This is a genomic window from Pseudomonas wadenswilerensis, assembly GCF_900497695.1.
Taxonomy (GTDB): Bacteria; Pseudomonadota; Gammaproteobacteria; order Pseudomonadales; family Pseudomonadaceae; genus Aquipseudomonas; species Aquipseudomonas wadenswilerensis.
In genome coordinates, this window is record NZ_UIDD01000007.1 from 525268 (window position 1) to 541629 (window position 16362).

The 16362-nt window shown below is 64.6% G+C and carries 18 protein-coding genes and 2 riboswitches; of the genes, 6 read left to right on the forward strand and 12 right to left on the reverse strand.

Annotated elements, in window-relative coordinates; translation table 11 throughout:
* Window positions 1-34: 34 nt before the first annotated feature.
* A complete protein-coding gene (locus tag CCOS864_RS13515) occupies window positions 35-1360 on the reverse strand; it encodes a sigma-54 dependent transcriptional regulator (protein WP_115086769.1) in 1326 nt (441 codons plus the stop codon).
* Between the two features lie 280 nt (window positions 1361-1640).
* Entirely contained in the window at window positions 1641-3056 is a 1416-nt protein-coding gene (locus CCOS864_RS13520) for a hypothetical protein (protein ID WP_115086770.1), read from the reverse strand.
* 239 nt (window positions 3057-3295) lie between these two features.
* Between CCOS864_RS13520 and CCOS864_RS13525 the strand changes: the two genes are divergently transcribed.
* Window positions 3296-3562 (forward strand): hypothetical protein, encoded by a 267-nt coding sequence (locus CCOS864_RS13525; protein ID WP_115086771.1) that lies wholly within the window; start codon window positions 3296-3298, stop codon window positions 3560-3562.
* A gap of 110 nt (window positions 3563-3672) precedes the next feature.
* Here the strand turns inward: CCOS864_RS13525 and CCOS864_RS13530 are convergent, their stop codons facing one another.
* Genes CCOS864_RS13530 through cobW form a run of 4 tightly spaced genes read right to left on the reverse strand, consistent with a single transcriptional unit; the run spans window position 3673 to window position 10170 of the window.
* Window positions 3673-4413, reverse strand: a complete 741-nt coding sequence (locus CCOS864_RS13530; protein WP_115086772.1) for a vWA domain-containing protein — start codon at window positions 4411-4413, stop codon at window positions 3673-3675.
* Window positions 4338-5339 (reverse strand): magnesium chelatase ATPase subunit I, encoded by a 1002-nt coding sequence (locus tag CCOS864_RS13535; RefSeq protein WP_115086773.1) that lies wholly within the window; start codon window positions 5337-5339, stop codon window positions 4338-4340. Before CCOS864_RS13535 ends, CCOS864_RS13530 begins: the two co-directional genes overlap by 76 nt.
* 1 nt (window position 5340) lies before the next feature.
* A complete protein-coding gene (gene cobN, locus CCOS864_RS13540; RefSeq protein WP_115086774.1) occupies window positions 5341-9099 on the reverse strand; it encodes a cobaltochelatase subunit CobN in 3759 nt (1252 codons plus the stop codon).
* A gap of 3 nt (window positions 9100-9102) precedes the next feature.
* Window positions 9103-10170 carry a cobalamin biosynthesis protein CobW gene (gene cobW, locus CCOS864_RS13545; RefSeq protein WP_115087114.1) on the reverse strand — a complete coding sequence of 356 codons (1068 nt, stop codon included), beginning with the start codon at window positions 10168-10170 and terminating at the stop codon, window positions 9103-9105.
* A gap of 96 nt (window positions 10171-10266) precedes the next feature.
* Window positions 10267-10465: riboswitch (cobalamin riboswitch) on the reverse strand.
* A 59-nt stretch (window positions 10466-10524) separates the two neighbouring features.
* A riboswitch (cobalamin riboswitch) is annotated at window positions 10525-10752 on the forward strand.
* Between the two features lie 98 nt (window positions 10753-10850).
* Here cobW and CCOS864_RS13550 point away from each other — a divergent pair.
* From CCOS864_RS13550 to CCOS864_RS13570, 5 genes are read left to right on the forward strand one after another with little or no spacing between them, the layout of a single operon-like run.
* Window positions 10851-11036: a CbtB domain-containing protein gene (locus tag CCOS864_RS13550; protein ID WP_115086775.1), complete on the forward strand. Its 186-nt coding sequence runs from the start codon at window positions 10851-10853 to the stop codon at window positions 11034-11036.
* An 11-nt stretch (window positions 11037-11047) separates the two neighbouring features.
* Window positions 11048-11740, forward strand: a complete 693-nt coding sequence (locus tag CCOS864_RS13555) for a CbtA family protein (protein WP_115086776.1) — start codon at window positions 11048-11050, stop codon at window positions 11738-11740.
* Window positions 11741-11744: 4 nt separating this feature from the next.
* Window positions 11745-12143, forward strand: a complete 399-nt coding sequence (locus CCOS864_RS13560; protein ID WP_115086777.1) for a cobalamin biosynthesis protein — start codon at window positions 11745-11747, stop codon at window positions 12141-12143.
* Window positions 12144-12173: 30 nt separating this feature from the next.
* Entirely contained in the window at window positions 12174-12920 is a 747-nt protein-coding gene (gene cobM, locus CCOS864_RS13565) for a precorrin-4 C(11)-methyltransferase (RefSeq protein WP_115086778.1), read from the forward strand.
* 43 nt (window positions 12921-12963) lie between these two features.
* Window positions 12964-13209: a DUF1272 domain-containing protein gene (locus tag CCOS864_RS13570; RefSeq protein WP_115086779.1), complete on the forward strand. Its 246-nt coding sequence runs from the start codon at window positions 12964-12966 to the stop codon at window positions 13207-13209.
* A 110-nt stretch (window positions 13210-13319) separates the two neighbouring features.
* Here CCOS864_RS13570 and CCOS864_RS13575 read toward each other — a convergent pair whose 3' ends face one another.
* From CCOS864_RS13575 to CCOS864_RS13600, 6 genes are read right to left on the reverse strand one after another with little or no spacing between them, the layout of a single operon-like run.
* The gene (locus CCOS864_RS13575; protein ID WP_115086780.1) at window positions 13320-14162 is read right to left on the reverse strand and encodes a CsgG/HfaB family protein; all 843 of its coding nucleotides are present in this window, start codon (window positions 14160-14162) and stop codon (window positions 13320-13322) included.
* Window positions 14163-14191: 29 nt separating this feature from the next.
* Window positions 14192-14611, reverse strand: a complete 420-nt coding sequence (locus CCOS864_RS13580) for a curli assembly protein CsgF (protein WP_115086781.1) — start codon at window positions 14609-14611, stop codon at window positions 14192-14194.
* Complete coding sequence (gene csgE / locus CCOS864_RS13585) at window positions 14608-15003, reverse strand: curli production assembly/transport protein CsgE (protein ID WP_115086782.1); 396 nt, start codon at window positions 15001-15003, stop codon at window positions 14608-14610. The genes CCOS864_RS13580 and csgE overlap by 4 nt, the downstream gene beginning before the upstream one ends.
* Window positions 15000-15530 (reverse strand): type II secretion system protein, encoded by a 531-nt coding sequence (locus tag CCOS864_RS13590; RefSeq protein ID WP_115086783.1) that lies wholly within the window; start codon window positions 15528-15530, stop codon window positions 15000-15002. The genes csgE and CCOS864_RS13590 overlap by 4 nt, the downstream gene beginning before the upstream one ends.
* Window positions 15505-15879 carry a type II secretion system protein gene (locus CCOS864_RS13595; protein WP_115087115.1) on the reverse strand — a complete coding sequence of 125 codons (375 nt, stop codon included), beginning with the start codon at window positions 15877-15879 and terminating at the stop codon, window positions 15505-15507. The genes CCOS864_RS13590 and CCOS864_RS13595 overlap by 26 nt, the downstream gene beginning before the upstream one ends.
* A 5-nt stretch (window positions 15880-15884) precedes the next feature.
* Window positions 15885-16361, reverse strand: coding sequence for a prepilin-type N-terminal cleavage/methylation domain-containing protein (locus tag CCOS864_RS13600; RefSeq protein ID WP_115086784.1), 477 nt, complete (start codon window positions 16359-16361; stop codon window positions 15885-15887).
* Window position 16362 lies beyond the last annotated feature (1 nt).

Below are 16362 nucleotides of genomic sequence, written 5' to 3' on the forward strand. Positions count from 1 at the left end.
GCCCGCTTCGGCGGGCTTGTGGTATCTGCCAGGCTTAGCGGATCTGGTGCTTGTGCAGCAGCCGGTAGAAGGTCGGCCGGGAAACCCCGAGTACCTTGGCGGCAATGCTCAGGTTATCGCTGTGCCGGTTGAGCACATCGCACAAGGCCTGGCGCTCGGCCCGATGTTTGTAGTCTTCCAGGGTGCCCATGCTCGCTTCGAAATTCTGCTGGCTGTGCAACCCCAGGTCCTGCGCCTCGATCTGCCGGCCTTCGGCCAGTACCAGGCCCCGCCTCACCCGGTTGGCCAGCTCGCGCACATTGCCCGGCCAGTCATGCTTGCCCATGGCCGCCAGGGCTTCCTCGCTGAACGAACGTGGCCGGCGGCCGGTTTCCAGGCTGTAGAAGTGCGAAAAATGGCTGGCCAGCATCGACAGGTCGCCATGCCGGTCGCGCAGCGGCGCGGTCACGACCTGCAGCACATTGAGGCGATAGTACAGGTCTTCGCGAAAGCGGCCGCTATCAATGGCCTTTTCCAGGTCCACGTGGGTTGCCGCCAATACCCGCACATCCACGGCAATCGGTTGGCTGCCGCCGACCCGCTCGATGTGCTTTTCCTGCAAAAACCGCAGCAGGTTGGCTTGCAGCTCCAGCGGCAGGTCGCCGATTTCGTCGAGAAACAAGGTGCCGCCGTTGGCCACTTCGATACGGCCGATCTTGCGTTGATGGGCGCCGGTAAAGGCGCCTTTCTCATGGCCGAACAGCTCGGACTGGATCAGGTGTTCGGGGATGGCACCACAGTTGATCGGCACGAAGGGTTTGTCGCGGCGCTGGGACTGGCGGTGCAAGGTCCGCGCGACCAGCTCCTTGCCCGTGCCGCTTTCGCCACGAATCAGCACCGGCGACTCGGTAGGCGCCAGCTTGCTCAGCAGCTTGCGCAGTTCGCGGATCGGACGGCTATCGCCCAACAGCTCATGCTCGGTCTCGTCGACATGCACATTGCCCTTGCCTCGCAGGCGCGCCATGCCAAAGGCGCGGCCGAGGGTGACCTGCACCCGCGAGACATCGAACGGCAAGGTATGAAAGTCAAAAAACCATTCACAGACAAAATCGCCGACATTCTGCGCTCGCAGCTCTTCGGCGCTCAAGACCGCGATCCATTCGGTGTTGCTGCGGCTGATCAGGTCCTTGACCGCATCCGGGGGCTGCAGGTGCGAAGCCTGCAAGCGCAACAGGCCTACGTCGCAGGGATGCTCAAGGGCCGAAGACAAGGTACAGCTATGCACATCCCAGCCCACACTGCGCAAGCCTGGCAACAGGCGATGACAGTCATCGCACGGATCGACGATCAGCAGGCGGCGGTTGGATGCAGGCTCTAGCATGACCTTTTCCTTGGCGCCAATAGTTGGAATTTTAAGTAGAAACAGGGTGTTGGCAGGCCCGTTTTAACAGTAGCAACGATGCGTCAATATCCCACTACCGTCTGTCTGTTGAGAGGGCGCATTGGTCGCGGATTTCGGGTCAAAAGCGGCGCCGCAACGGGCTGAATACCGGGGCGGTATCACTGCGGCCACCGTGGGGGATTATGCAGTCAAGCGCATAAGGTGATCTGTGAGGCCTGGACTCAAGAACCGGACCGTTTCACAATTAATCCGCACCATCTCATTCTGGGACCGTACACCTAAGCCCAGTGCGCAGGGTCAGGCAAAGCAAGGGGAAGGTTACCGCATTACTTTCCTGCGGCGTCTGATCGAAGCTGACTTTGAATTCAACCCGAAACTCGGAGTTGTCCCGTAGCAGCAACAAACGATTGCGGGCAAGTACCCTGCTGAGGCCACTCGCAGCTTCATCTTCATTGAGCTCGCCTGCGCTGATCAACTCGATGAGATCCGGCTCACCATTGAGCTTCGTACCATGACAGCGTAGCCAGACCCTTTGACCCGCCCGGGCGAAACGCCAAAGTATTAACGAGACAGCCGAGTCGCCGACAAAACGATCAAGGTCCAGAGTCGACCCGACTGCACCCGCGACCTCGGGTAGTGGCAAGCCTGCCAGGGGCTGTATACCGAGTCTCAGTAGCGGTGACTCCTGCGCTTCAGCCCCCAGGCGAGTCACGCCATAGCGGACCGCCACTTCGCGCTGGCTAGGGCCAATGTTTGCGCCTACAACGTCAGGGGGAACGGTGAACTCAAGCTCACCGGCAGGATCGCCCGTAAGCGGCCCCAGCGTGGTCGACCCCAAAGCCGTGCCTGTCCAGTGCAAGGTGATTCTTTCCTGCGTGGTCATATGCGCATAGCGAATCTTGATCCTGACGCCAGACAACGCCAGCAGCGGATCAAGTTGGCCACCACAGGCCTGGACAACCGAGGGTAACTGTAGCTCCAGGGTCTTTAGCCTGATCTGCAGCAACAGAAACCACGAGTGCCTGGCTCGTACACCCGCTTCAACCACCCAGTAACGGAAAATAATGTTGTGGCTAACGGCCGGGGTGATGAAGTCGACAGGTACGGCAAAGGTCAGATCTTGTATGTCGGTAACCTGGATATGCTGGGAATGGCTTCCGCCGACACCTGTTCTCACACACTCCAGGTACACCGTCTGCCCAGATAACATGCCATCGTAGATTCCAACCCGCACGGTGGCGGCCGTCAGGCCGACAGGATCCAGCCTGCCGTTCTCGGATTCGTCCACCAACGGAGGGGGAAGTACCAGTTCAAGGCTACCCACCTCCAGGTCAAGGTATTCAGACTCGTGCCAGCCGCTGTCATAATCGAACACTCGATAGTGCACCGACACTGTACCGTTGTTGAGCGGAGCGATATGTTCCGCCAGCACGATGAAATCGATGGCCCCTCCCACCTCATCGGCTTCAATGACACGGTCCTCGCTATGAAAATAGTGCTGGTTGTTCGCCCGCCGGCCATCCCAGATCATTCGCACCAGCTGCTGGGCGGCCATTTGCGAGTACGCAGGAATTTGCACTGTCGCACGCTCAAGTGTATCGACGAGGTTGTTTCCCACGGCCTCGAGTACAACCGGAGACTGCAAGCCCTGCCTCGCTGATGTTCCTTGGCTCATACCTCCCCCTGTCATCATTAGTGCCCTGCGGCCGGGAGCTTATTCAACTCCCCTCCCAACCTGGCCGCTACTGACAAAAATGCCAGGTACCCCGGTATGAACCGATAAACGGTATTAAAATATTTTCCAAAGAAGTGTGACTTACCCCCCGGTCGGGTGCATCAGTACAAGTAACTCACCGCTGCGCAAACAGGCGCGCGGGTTTATTCCATGTTTGGGCCCACAGAGAGACCGAACCCATGAACGCCCCGCTGCGTGTCAACGATGCCCTGCTGATTGCCGACCACGCCTTTGAACCTTTCCAGTGTGTTGCCTGGGATGTACCCAACGGTACCGGCGAGTTGAGCCTGGCAGTCATCGACCGGACCAGCACCCGCATTGGCAGCAAGCAAGTCCCTTGCAGCACCTATTCCGACCCTGCGCAACTGGCTCATTTGATTGAAGAAGTTCGTGCCGAGTTGAGCGAGAAAGGTTATACGCTGCAGCCTTGGTCGATGCCCAAGTAATAGCGGTTAATTGCCAAAGGCGCTGTATTCGCGCACGCCTTTGGCAACTTTGCTATAACTCGCTGGACAAACTGCGACACTTGGCCGCAGTTGTTTTTATTGATACCAGGTTATCCGCCGAGCAGTGCCAGTGTCTCCAGGTGCTGGTAATCGGCATGCAGTTGTTGCGCAAGTAACTGTGCCCTTCCCAGCTTGACCGGCGAACTTTCGATATCCACCAACAGCGATTGGCAAGGCAGCGGCTGCAGCGCCTGCCAAGCCTTGAGCCGGCCATCGGTCACGATCAGGCATCGCTGCAGTTCTGCCGGATAGCGTCGTTGACGCTCCTGCAGCCAATTCCGTGCCTGCTCCAGTGCCGCCAGCAATGGCGTACCGCCCCCCGCCCCCAACGCCTCCAGCCACGGCTGCAAGCTCGCCGAGGCTTTTAGCCCGTGACGTTGCCAGCGCGGCGCTTTGCCGCTGGCGGTGAGCAGGGTCAGTCGCGCGCGGTTGCGGTAGGCCTGATCGAAAAACCCCGCCAGCATGCCCTTGGCCCGGTTCAGGGCCTGGTGACGGCGGGTTGACGCCGAAGCATCGACAATCACCAGCCACAGCTCTTGGGCGCTGGCCGTGCGCTGCTGCCAGCACAGGTCGTTGCGCGTGCGCGGGCGGCCCTTGAGCAAGGTCGCCGGCCAGGCCACCGCGCCGGATGCCGCCTGTTTGCCGCGCCCACGCGGGCCCGCAGTCAGTGCACCGGGTCGGGGTCTGGCATCCGCGCTGGTGTGCCGACGGATGCTCAGGGCTTTTTTGCCCAGTTCGGTACCTCGCGCCGGGCGCCGCTCGGGGTGGCTTGTGGCGGCAGTTCGCCCCATTGACCCTGGCCTTGCTGGCCGGCCGATGGCGGCATCGCCGCACCGTTGTCTGGCGCTTGCGATTGTGGCGCCGGGGCTTCACGGCGGCGATGGCGCAAGGCGAATTCGGCCACGGCATCGATATCCTCGGCTTCGATCGCCAGCGCTCCGCGCCAGGCTGCGTGGGCCCGGGCCGCACGCAGCCAGACCAGGTCGGCACGCAGGCCATCGACGCCAGCGGCAAAGCAGCGCTCGGTAATCTGCGCCAGGGCCAGGTCGTCCAGGGCAATCTGTTGCAGGCGTTCACGGGCGCCATGGCAACGCTCGCGCAGGGCCGCCTGAGCGGGTGCCCACTGGGCACAGAACGCCTCGGGATCACTGTCGAAATCCAGGCGCCTGCGAATGATCTGGCCACGGGCTTCGGGCAACGGCTGGCCCTCGAGCAGCACATTGAGGCCGAAGCGGTCGAGCAATTGCGGGCGCAACTCGCCCTCTTCCGGGTTCATGGTGCCAATCAGCACGAAACGGGCACTGTGGCGGTGGGAAATGCCGTCGCGCTCGACCCGGTTGGTGCCACTGGCGGCGACGTCCAGCAACAGGTCGACCAGATGATCCGCCAGAAGATTGACTTCATCGACATACAGCACGCCGCCGTCGGCCTTGGCCAGCACCCCGGGGGAAAACTGCGCCTTGCCCTGGCCCAACGCCGCATCCAGGTCGAGGGTGCCGACCAGGCGCTCTTCGCTGGCACCCAGCGGCAAGGTCACGAACGGCCCCGCTCCGAGCAAATCCGCCAGGCCCCGGGCCAGGGTGCTCTTGGCCATGCCGCGCGGGCCTTCGATCAGCACGCCGCCGATCTTCGGGTCGATGGCGGTCAGGCACAGCGCCAGTTTCAGCTCATCGGCGCCGACCACGGCAGCCAGGGGGAAGTGTGCAGGTTCACTCATTTCAATTCTCTTCTTCGCCGTCCAGCAGCTGTTCTTCCAGGGCTTCGCGGTACTCGCCGGGCTCCTGCCAGAGCCCGCGTTGCTGGGCTTCGAGCAGGCGCTCGGTGATGTCGCGCAGCGCCTCGGGGTTGTGCTGGCGGATAAAGTCGCGGGTCGGGCCATCGAGCACATAGGCGTCGGCCAGCGACTGGTAATGGTGGTCGTCGATCAACTGCGTGGTGGCATCGAACGCGAACAGATTGTCGACGGTGGCAGCCAGTTCGAAGGCACCTTTATAGCCGTGGCGCTTGACCCCGTCGATCCACTTGGGGTTCAGCGCCCGGGCACGGATCACCCGGTTCAGCTCTTCTTTCAGCGTGCGGATGCGCGGCCGATCCGGCTGGCTATGATCGCCGTGGTAGCTGGCGACGCTGCTGCCGCCCAGGCTTTCCACGGCGGCGAGCATGCCGCCCTGGAACTGGTAGTAGTCGTTGGAATCGAGCAGATCGTGCTCGTGGTTGTCCTGGTTCTGCACCACCGCCTGCACCTGGCTCAGGCGCCGGGCAAAGTGGGCGCGCGCCGGCGTGCCGTCATCGGCAGCGCCGTAGGCATAGCCACCGTGGTTCAGGTAAACCTCGGCCAGGTCCTGGCGGTCATTCCACAGGCGCCCGTCGATGGCATTCTGCACGCCAGCGCCATAGGCGCCCGGCTTGGCCCCGAACACCCGCCAGCCGGCCTGACGGCCCGCCTGTTCGGCATCCACACCCTGGGCCAGCAATTCAGTACGTTCGCTACGGACCTTGGCCGCCAGGGGGTTGAGGTCATCCGGTTCATCCAGTGCCGCCACCGCTTGCACAGCAGCGTCGAACAGCTTGATCAGGTTGCCGAAGGCATCGCGGAAAAAACCCGAGACGCGCAAGGTGACGTCCACCCGCGGCCGGTCGAGCAGGCTCAAGGGCAGGATTTCGAAATCGTCGACCCGCTGGCTGCCGCTGGCCCACACCGGTCGCACACCGAGCAAGGCCATGGCCTGGGCGATATCGTCACCACCGGTGCGCATGGTCGCCGTACCCCACACCGACAGGCCCAGTTGGCGCAGGTGATCGCCATGGTCCTGCAGATGACGCTCGAGGATCAGGTTGGCCGAGGCAAAGCCGATGCGCCAGGCGGTGGTGGTCGGCAGGTTGCGCACATCGACAGTATAGAAGTTGCGCCCGGTCGGCAGCACGTCCAGGCGCCCGCGGCTTGGCGCGCCACTCGGGCCAGCGGGCACGAAACGGCCGTCGAGGGCAGCGAGCAGGCCGTGCATTTCTGCCGGGCCGCAGCCGTCCAGTCGCGGTGCGACCTGCTGCTCCAGCGCCTCGAGAATGGCCTGCACTTGCGCCCATTCCGGGCCGCCGGCAAGCTGCACGGTGCCGTCGAGCATCTGCTCGATCAACTGGCTGGCATACAGCTCCAGGCGCTCGCGGGTATCGCCCGCCGTGCGCCATGCCTCGTCCAATGTAGCCAGCAGTGAAGGCCTCGGGCCCTGCCAGGGTTGGCCAAGGTCGCAATCGAGCGGATCGAAGCCCAGGTTCAGCGCCCTGGCCAGGGCCCGCAACAAACTGCCGTTGGCCCCGCGCCCATCACCGCGCTCCACCCGCAACAGGGCCAGCAAGGTATCGGTGCGCAAACGCCCGGCAGGCGACTCGCCGAACACATGCAGGCCATCGCGGATCTGCGACTCCTTGAGGTCGCACAGGTAGGTGTCCAGGCGCGGCAGCCACACCGCGGCATCGTCCAGCGCACCTTCGATCTGCAGCTCGCGGTCGATATGGTTGTCGCGCACCAGCGCCAGGATGTCGCGCTGCAGCTCGCGGGCCCGGCGCGGGTCGAGCAACTGCGCCTCGTAGTACTCGTCGGCCAGCAGTTCCAGGTGACGCAAGGGCCCATAGGTTTCGGCGCGGGTCAGCGGCGGCATCAGGTGGTCGATGATCACCGCCTGGGTGCGCCGCTTGGCCTGGGCGCCCTCACCCGGGTCGTTGACGATAAACGGGTAGATGTTCGGCAGCGGGCCGAGCAAGGCGTCCGGCCAGCAGCTGTCGGACAAGCCGACGCCCTTGCCCGGCAGCCATTCCAGGTTGCCGTGCTTGCCGACATGGATCAGCACATCGGCGGCAAAGCCGTGACGCAGCCAGAAGTAGAACGCCAGGTAAGCGTGCGGCGGCACCAGGTCGGGGTCATGGTAGACCGCGCTCTGGTCCAGTTGGTAACCACGGGCCGGCTGGATGCCGACGAAGGTCAGGCCGTAGCGCAGGCCGGCGATCATCATCCGCCCGCTGCGGAACATCGGGTCCTGGCTCGGCTCGCCCCAGCGTTCGCGCACGGCTATCTGGTTGGCCTCGGGCAAGGCGGCAAACGCCGCCAGGTAATCGTCCAGGGCCATGCTCTGCATGCACGGGCGCAGGTCGAGGCTGTCCAGGTCATTGCTGACGCCACCGAGCAAGGCCTGGATCAGCGCCGTACCGCTGGCGGGCAAGGGGGCCAGGGGATAGCCCTGCGCCTGCAAGGCGCGCAGGATATTCAGCGCTGCGGCCGGGGTGTCGAGCCCCACGCCATTGCCGATGCGGCCATCGCGGGTCGGGTAGTTGGCGAGGATCAGCGCCACACGCTTCTGTGCGTTGGGTAGCTGCGCCAGGTCACACCAGCGCCGCGCCAGCTCGGCGACAAAGTCCATGCGCTCGGGCTGGGCACGGTAGCAGACCACGTCGGACTGGCTGCGCTCGCTGCGCCAGGCCAGGTCCTTGAAGCTGATCGGCCGGGTGATGATGCGCCCGTCCAGCTCCGGCAAGGCGATGTGCATGGCCAGGTCGCGGGCACCCAGGCCCTGCTCGCTGGCCTGCCAGGCCGGCTCGTTGTCCTGGGCGCAGATCGCCTGCAACACCGGGATATCGCGGCGAAACGGCCGCAGGTGCGGCTGCTCGGGGCTCGACTGGGCAAAGCCTGTGGTGTTGATGATCAGTGCAGCGTCGACCTGGTCCAGCCAGTCCTCGACCTGCTGCAGGCAACCGGCCTCCTTGAGGCTGGCCACGGCAATCGGCAAGGGGTTGAGCCCGGCCAGCTGCAAACGCTCGCAGAATGTATCGATGAAGGCGGTGTTGGCCGCCTGCAGGTGCGAGCGATAGAACAGGATCGGCACCACCGGCTGCTCGACCTGCCACTCGCCGAACCAGTCCTCCAGCGCCGCAGCCGCCTTGCGCGGGTGATACACCGCAGTGCGCGGCAGTTGTTGCGGCTCGCTCCAGGAGTAGGCGCAATTCAAGTACTGGCTGGCGAGGCAGTTGAACAGGTTCAGGGCATTGGCCTTGCCGCCCTGGCGCAGAAAGTGCCAGAGCCGTTCGGCCTGCTCGGCCGGCACCGTGCTGAGGCTGGTCAGCTCCGGGTCCGGACGGTCGTCGCCCGGCACCAGGATCAGTTGTACACCACGGGCGGCCAGTTCCAGCAGCTGTTCCACACCATAGCGCCAATAGCCGACGCCACCGTGCAGCGACACCAGGATGACCTTGGCATGGCGCAGCACTTGGTCGACATACAGGTCGACCGAGGCGTGATTCTGTACCTGCATCGGGTTGGCCAGACGCAGGCTGGGGAAATCCTCGGGCAACTGCTGGGCGGTTTCGGCCAGCAGCGCCAGGTGCGAGTCACCGCTGCAGAGGATTACCAGCTCGGCCGGGGTCTGGCCGAGGTCGGCAATGCTGTCGTCCGGTACAAAACCACCGGGCTGGGTCCGCAGCAGGTGCATCGGTCAAGCGCCCAGGGCGGCGCGCAGGCTCGCTTCCAGTTGTGCCGCATCCAGTTCCTGGCCAATCAGCACCAGGCGCGTGGTGCGCGGCTCTTCGCTGCGCCAGGCGCGGTCGAAGTGCTTGTCGAAACGGGTGCCCACGCCCTGGATCAGCAGGCGCATCGGCTTGCCCGGGATAGCGGCAAAGCCCTTGACCCGCAGGATGCCGTGCTGCACGACCAACTGGGTCAGGGCATCGAGCAACAGGCTTTCGTCGGCTTGCGGCAGCTCGATGGAGATCGAGTCGAAGGCGTCGTGATCATGGTCGTCGTGATCGTCACCGTCGTGGTGCGAATCGTGGTGGGTGCGGCGGCCATCGATATGCGCCTCGGATTCGGCGCCCAGGCCCAGCAGCACGTCCAGCGGCAGACGGCCGCTGCTGGCTTCGATCACCTTCACCGCCGGTGGCAGCTCTTCTACAACTTCGGCGCGCACCTTGGCCAGGTCGTCGGCAGCGATCAGGTCGGCCTTGTTCAGGACCACCAGGTCGGCGCTGGCCAACTGGTCGGCGAACAGCTCGTGCAGCGGCGATTCGTGGTCCAGGTTGGGGTCGAGCTTGCGTTGGGCATCGACCTGGTCCGGGTAGGCGGCAAAGGTGCCGGCGGCGACGGCCGGGCTGTCGACCACGGTGATCACCGCGTCGACCGTGCAGGCGTTACGAATCTCTGGCCACTGGAAGGCTTGCACCAGGGGCTTGGGCAGGGCCAGGCCGCTGGTTTCGATGAGGATATGGTCGAGGTCGCCGCGACGGGCCACCAATTCGCGCATCACCGGGAAGAACTCTTCCTGCACGGTGCAGCACAGGCAGCCGTTGGCCAGCTCATAGACGCGGCCGTTGGCCTCTTCTTCGCTGCAACCGATGCTGCACTGTTTGAGGATTTCGCCGTCGATGCCCAGCTCGCCAAACTCGTTGACGATCACCGCGATGCGCCGCCCCTGGGCGTTGTCGAGCATATGCCGCAGCAGCGTGGTCTTGCCCGAGCCGAGGAAGCCGGTAACGATGGTGACGGGGAGTTTGGCCAGTGTTTTCATGTCGATGCCCTTGGCAGGATGGCGGGCATGCGGGACGAGCGCCAAAGGTGTCACGCACCTGGCCTGTTCGCCACCGGATCACCCCGCCCGGTTGAATGTCGGAAACTGTCCGAGGCAGGTCTCCTGGCTTGCATTGCACCGGCGCCAGGGCCAGTCGAACGACGCCTTCCCGCACGCGGTGCAGTGGCTGTGTCGAACGCTTCAATGCTTACAGTTGCGGGGGCAGCCGCGGCTTCAACCGCGTTCCCGTCTTAGCTTCGGCCAGCGCCGAAGAACCTCGAAGCGGCTAGGCTACGCAGTGCCCGGTGAGCGGTCAACTGCTGTCACGATTGACGCCTGCCCGCGCCCGTGATTTGCTAACGCCATTCGTTTGGGTGCCCCTTGAGGGTGAAACTGGGAAACCGGTGCGTCATACACTTCTTTATTAGGTGTACGACAAGTCCGGTGCTGCCCCCGCAACGGTAAGTGAGAAAAGCGTCAGAACCACTGTGCCCGCTGCCTGGCATGGGAAGGTGGCGCCTGTGGTGTGGCCAGCTGCCAACCCTCACCAGCCCGGAGACCGGCCCGACGCTTGACCGAACAAACCCGCGGTGGGCGGGCGCTGTTACACCCCCTGGGCGATCCTCGTGCAGGGGTTGGCTGCGCTTGCCTGTTGCCGACAACACCAAGAGGAAAGCGCCATGCGTACCAGTACCGCCAGTAATGAAGCCGTTACCCCTTCAAGCCTCAGCCAGCGCCTGCTGGTTGCTGTCGGCGCCTCGCTGCTGGGCCTGTGCCTGGTCTACTTCGCCGGTTTCTCGCACATCGAAGCGGTGCATAACGCCGCCCACGATACCCGCCACAGCGCCGCCTTCCCTTGCCACTGAGTGCTGCCCCGATGATCAAGCGTATCGCCAGTACTGCAGGCTTTACCGGCCTGCTGGCCGCCCTGCTGCTGACCCTGCTGCAAAGCTTCTGGGTCGCGCCGCTGATTCTCCAGGCGGAAACCTATGAAAGCGCCGCGCCTGCGGTCGAGGCGCCCCATGAACATGCGGCCGGTACCGCCGAGCATCATCACGACAGCGAAGCCTGGTCGCCGGAAGACGGCTGGCAGCGGGTGCTGTCGACCACCGGCGGCAACCTGGTGGTGGCGGTCGGTTTCGCCCTGATCCTCGCCGCGCTCTACACCCTGCGCGCACCGAAGACCGTGATCAGCGGCGCGCTCTGGGGCCTGGGCGGCTTTGCCGTGTTCTGCCTGGCGCCGACCCTGGGCCTGCCCCCGGAGCTGCCGGGTACTGCTGCCGCCGACCTGGCCCAGCGCCAAGCCTGGTGGGTCGGCACGGCTGCCGCCACCGCCGTCGGTCTGGCCTTGATCGTGTTCGCCCACAACTGGCTGCTGAAGATAGTCGGTGCAGTGTTGCTGGTGGTGCCTCACGTGATTGGCGCGCCGCAGCCTGAAGTCCACCAGATGCTCGCCCCAGAAGCCCTGGAAGCCGAGTTCAAGGTCGCTTCGCTGCTGACCAACGCCGCGTTCTGGCTGGCCCTGGGCCTGATCAGTGCCTGGCTGTATCGCCGTTCGAGCCAGGCCTGAACGGATGCAGCTGTACCTCGGCCTGGGTTGCCGTCGCGGCTGCCCGGCCGACGCCCTGAGCGACCTGCTCACGCGTACCCTGCTCGCCCATGACCTGCCGCCCGGCGCGGTCATGGGCCTAGCCAGCATCGACCTCAAGCACGACGAACCCGGCCTGCATGAACTGGCCCGGTGCCTGGGCGTGCCGCTGCTGTTCTTCAGTGCGGCGCAACTGGCTGTTTTCGAACAACGCCTGAGCCATCGTTCTGCGGTGGCTTACCGGCACAGTGGCTGTTATGGCGTGGCCGAGAGCGCCGCCCTGGCCCTGGCCGAGCAGCTTGGCAGCCCGGCCCGCCTACTGGTACCCCGCACCCTGCAGGCCGACGCCAGCCTGGCATTGGCCTGCACCAGCGGTTTTCGCTGATAATCTGCACTTTCCCCGCAAGGACTCCCCATGACCGTCTATTTCATCGGCGCCGGCCCCGGCGATCCGGAGCTGATCACCGTCAAGGGCCAGCGCCTGATCCAGCGCTGCCCGGTGATCATCTACGCCGGCTCCCTGGTCCCGGCCGCAGTGCTGGAAGGTCACCGCGCCGAGACCCTGATCAACAGCGCCGAACTGCACCTGGCGCAGATCATCGAGGCGATCAAGCGCGCCCATGATCAGGGCCATGATGTGGCCCGGGTGCACAGCGGCGACCCCAGCCTGTATGGCGCGATCGGCGAGCAGATCCGCTACCTGCGCGAGCTGGGCATTCCCTACGAGATCGTCCCCGGCGTCACCGCCGTTGCAGCCAGCGCCGCCCTGCTCGGCTGCGAGCTGACCTTGCCGGACATCGCCCAGAGCGTGATCCTCACTCGCTACGCCGACAAATCACCGATGCCCGCTGGAGAACAACTGGCCGATCTTGCCCGCCACCAGACCACCCTGGCCGTGCACCTGGGGGTCAAGCACCTGGCAAAAATCGTCGAAGAACTGCGCCCGCACTATGGCGCTGACTGCCCGATTGCCGTGGTGCACCGGGCGACCTGGCCGGATCAGGACTGGGTGCTGGGGACCCTGGAGACGATTGTCGAGCTGGCCGCGGCCAAGGATTTTCGCCGTACCGCGCTGATTCTGGTGGGCCGGGTGCTGGGTAACGACACCTTCTCGGAGTCGGCGCTGTACCGCGCCGGGCATGCCCACCTGTACCGGCCCTGAGCGTATACACTGACGATTCCGATCCGCCTGCGAGGACCTGACCATGCTCGAACTGCGCCCGAACTGTGAATGCTGTGGCACTGATCTACCCGGCGAGAGCCCGGACGCGTTGATCTGCTCGTTTGAATGTACCTTTTGCCGCGACTGCAATGAGCGTCAGCTCAAGGGCCAGTGTCCCAATTGCGGCGGTGAGCTGGTCAAGCGCCCGGCGCGCTCGGCGGCCAAGCTGGTCAACAACCCGGCGTCGACCCAGCGGATCGTCAAGGAACAGGGCTGCCCGAGCCATTGAGGTAAACCCGACTGGCAACGCTTTGCCTTGCATCGCCGGCAAGGCCGGCTCCCACAATTGATCTGTGTACGCCGCCGAACCTGTGGGAGCTGGCTTGCCAGCGATGGGTTTCATGGGCTCTGGTACTGGCTCAGGTATTTATCCAGCACCGCCTTGTCCCCCGCACCATCCCCGGCCACCTGCCACAAGCGCCGTTCAATGCCCTGGGCCAGCAAGTGCCCGACCGCCGCCTCGATCGCCGACAGCACGCAGAGCTGCGCGGGCTCGTTGGTGGTGTAGCCGACCTCGGCTTCCAGCAGCTTCTTGAACTCGATGAACTTGAACACCCCGGCGCTGCGCCCGACCGAGTAGATGGTCTTGCTGGTCATGACGTTGGCCAGCACCTGGCCGCTGCGCACATCCACCGCCCGCAAGTTGACCGAGACCTGGTCGACCCGGTACTCACGCGACAGGTCGATGCCCAGGTAACGCGCGCCCTCACCGCCGCTGCGCACGTTGGTGTCGTAGGCGATGATACCGCCTTCGAGCATCAGGTTGGCCGCCTGCAGGGGCGGCAGTTCACCCAGGATATTCACCGGCGTATCGGGCTTTTTCTGCGAGGCGCGGATGATCTTGCGTTCGGTCAGCAGGTTCTGCAGCCCTTCGCGTTCGAGCACCACGAACCAGCCGCTGGCCTGTAGGGCATCCATCAGCATGCTCGCCGCCCCCTGGGTGACGCTGGTGGAAAACGAACTGGCCGGGGTCGGCTTGTATTGCCCGGTCTGGTCGCGAAAGCCATACACCACTGCCATCAGCCGGCCCTTGGGCCGCGGCATGTTGAGCAGGTCGTAGTAGGTCGAGGCCCGCGGCGTCAGGGTCGGGCTTTCGCTGTCCTGTTCGGCCGGCATCGGTTCGCGCAGGCTGCAGCCTTGCAAGGCGGCCAGGATCAGCAGTGTGCTCAGAAATCGTTTCATGGCTGTTTCTCCCCGTTGTCCTGTGCCCTTCAAGGGTTCAGGCCGTTGACCTGAATTTCCGAAATCTCACCGGTCACCCGGTCGGTCACCTGAATGCTCAGGGCCCCCGAGTCGTCGATGACGTTGATGATGAAGGCGTCGGTCTGCAGGCTGCCGGTGTTGCCGTTGTTGATGTTGGTCAGCAGCTGCGACAGCAGGCGCGACTCCAGCTGGCTGGTGAAGCGCTCCAGCGCCGAGGTGCTGGCGAACGCCGAGGCGCGGTCCTTGATGGCCGGGTCTTCATGATCGTTCTGCGCCTGGGCGTTGTTGAGCAGCCAGGTGCCGTTCAGCGGGTTGCCGCCAAACGCCGGGTTGACCGGGGTGTAGACCAGTTCGGTGGCACTGGCCTGGCTGGCGAGGGCCGCCAGCAATACCAGGGAGGCCAGGCTGCAGGTTTTGTTGTTGTTCATAACTCATCCCTCTCCAGATCAGTGGTGTCCTGCAGCAGCATCTGCAGCTTGCGCTGGATAATCTGCGCCTTGACCAGGTCCGCAGCCTCATAGGCGGCGTCCTTGAGCTCAGTTGTGTTGGGTGGCAGAAAGCGCCGGTACACCACCCGTTGCTCGTACTCGACCGTCACCAGGCTGCCCCAGCGCGGGTCGGGCCGTTCGCGTACCACCAGGTTGAAATCCAGGCGGCTGGTGGCACGCAGCCGCTCGGCGAAGCTGTAATAGAAGTCGTGGCCGATGTGCGAAATGGTGTTGTCGACGATAAAGCCCATCATCTCGTCCTCGGCGCCGCCCCTGGCGCTGCCGGCCAGCAGCACCAGGGCCAGGGCCAAGGCACTCAGGCGGCGGTTCATTGCCCGGCTCCCTGGGCCAGGCCCTTGCGTGCGCCGGCGGCGGTCTCGGCAAAGGCCTTCTCGGCAACGAACTGCCAGTCGCTGTAGTGCTCCAGGCCCTCGAACTCCGACCACTGGGCGGCAAAGCCGGTTTGCTTGAGCGGCATGGCCTGTGAGCGGCTGTAGACGCCGGTGATGCGCCCGTCGATCGAACGCAGCAGGCCCCAGTCGTCGCTGACGGTGATCGGGTCCAGGTACAGCCTGCGCAAGTGCCGCTTAGGCTCGGGATAGCGGGCATCTTCCAGCAGTTCCTCAAGGCTCTGCGGGTACTGGGCCAGGCCCGGGGAACTGCGAAAGTAGCTGCGCAGGGCCTGGGCATACTGGCCGCCGACCCATAGCAGCTCGCGTTCGCGCTCGCGCTGGGCGACGGTCGACCACAGCGTGCCGGTGGCCGCCAGGGCCATGCCGGTGACGGCGATCAGCAGCAGCACGCCCAGGTAGGTGAAGCCTGCCTGCCCGGCATTACCACTCGGCATAAAGGCTGCCATCACGGGCCCTCCCGGTTGAACCGCTCTTGATGTCGGCGACGGAACCGGCAACGCCTTCGGGCGGCGCCACCACCTGCCAGAGGTCGCGGCGTTCGGTGATCGGGTCCAGCGGTGCGCTGCGCAGGTAGCGTTGCTCCACCAACTGTTCAAGCGACTCGGGGTAGCGGCCGGAGTCGCCGTAGTAGTGGTCCAGCGCCTCGCGCATCACCGCCAGGCTCTGGCGCAGGGTGGTCTCGCGCGAGGTTTCGAGGCTGTTGAAGTAGCGCGGCATGGCGATGGTCATCAGGGTGGCGATGATCGCCATCACCACCAGCAACTCGATCAAGGTAAAGCCCTGGCTGCGTTTCATCATGCTCACCACTGCCCGTAGGCGATGCCGTTGAGGCCCTTGCCACGGGCCCTGGAATACACGTCGAAAACATCCTGGCCGTCGCGCGGGTTCTGCGCCGAGCTGTCGTAGGCGCGTAGCCCCCAGCCGCCCTGCTCATCGTCCTTGCGCGCTGCTACCAGCGGGTCCTGGGGAATCCGGCGCAGGAAGTAGAACTTCGCACCTTTGGCGCTACGCACATCGCGCACGCCATCGACCAGTACCTGCAGGTTCGGCGGATAGCCGCTGGCATCGAGGGATTTCTCGATGTAGCCGGCGTCGAAGGCACGCTTGTAGGCATCGATGGCATCGCGCAGCTGGTACAGCGCGGTGCGCAGCGCCTGCTCCTTGTTGCGCCGCACCAGGGTCTCGGTCAGCGGCGCGGCAATCGAGGCCAGCAACCCGAGCAGCGCCAGGGTCAGCATCACTTCGATCAGGCTGAAACCTGCCATCGGCCGTTTCATG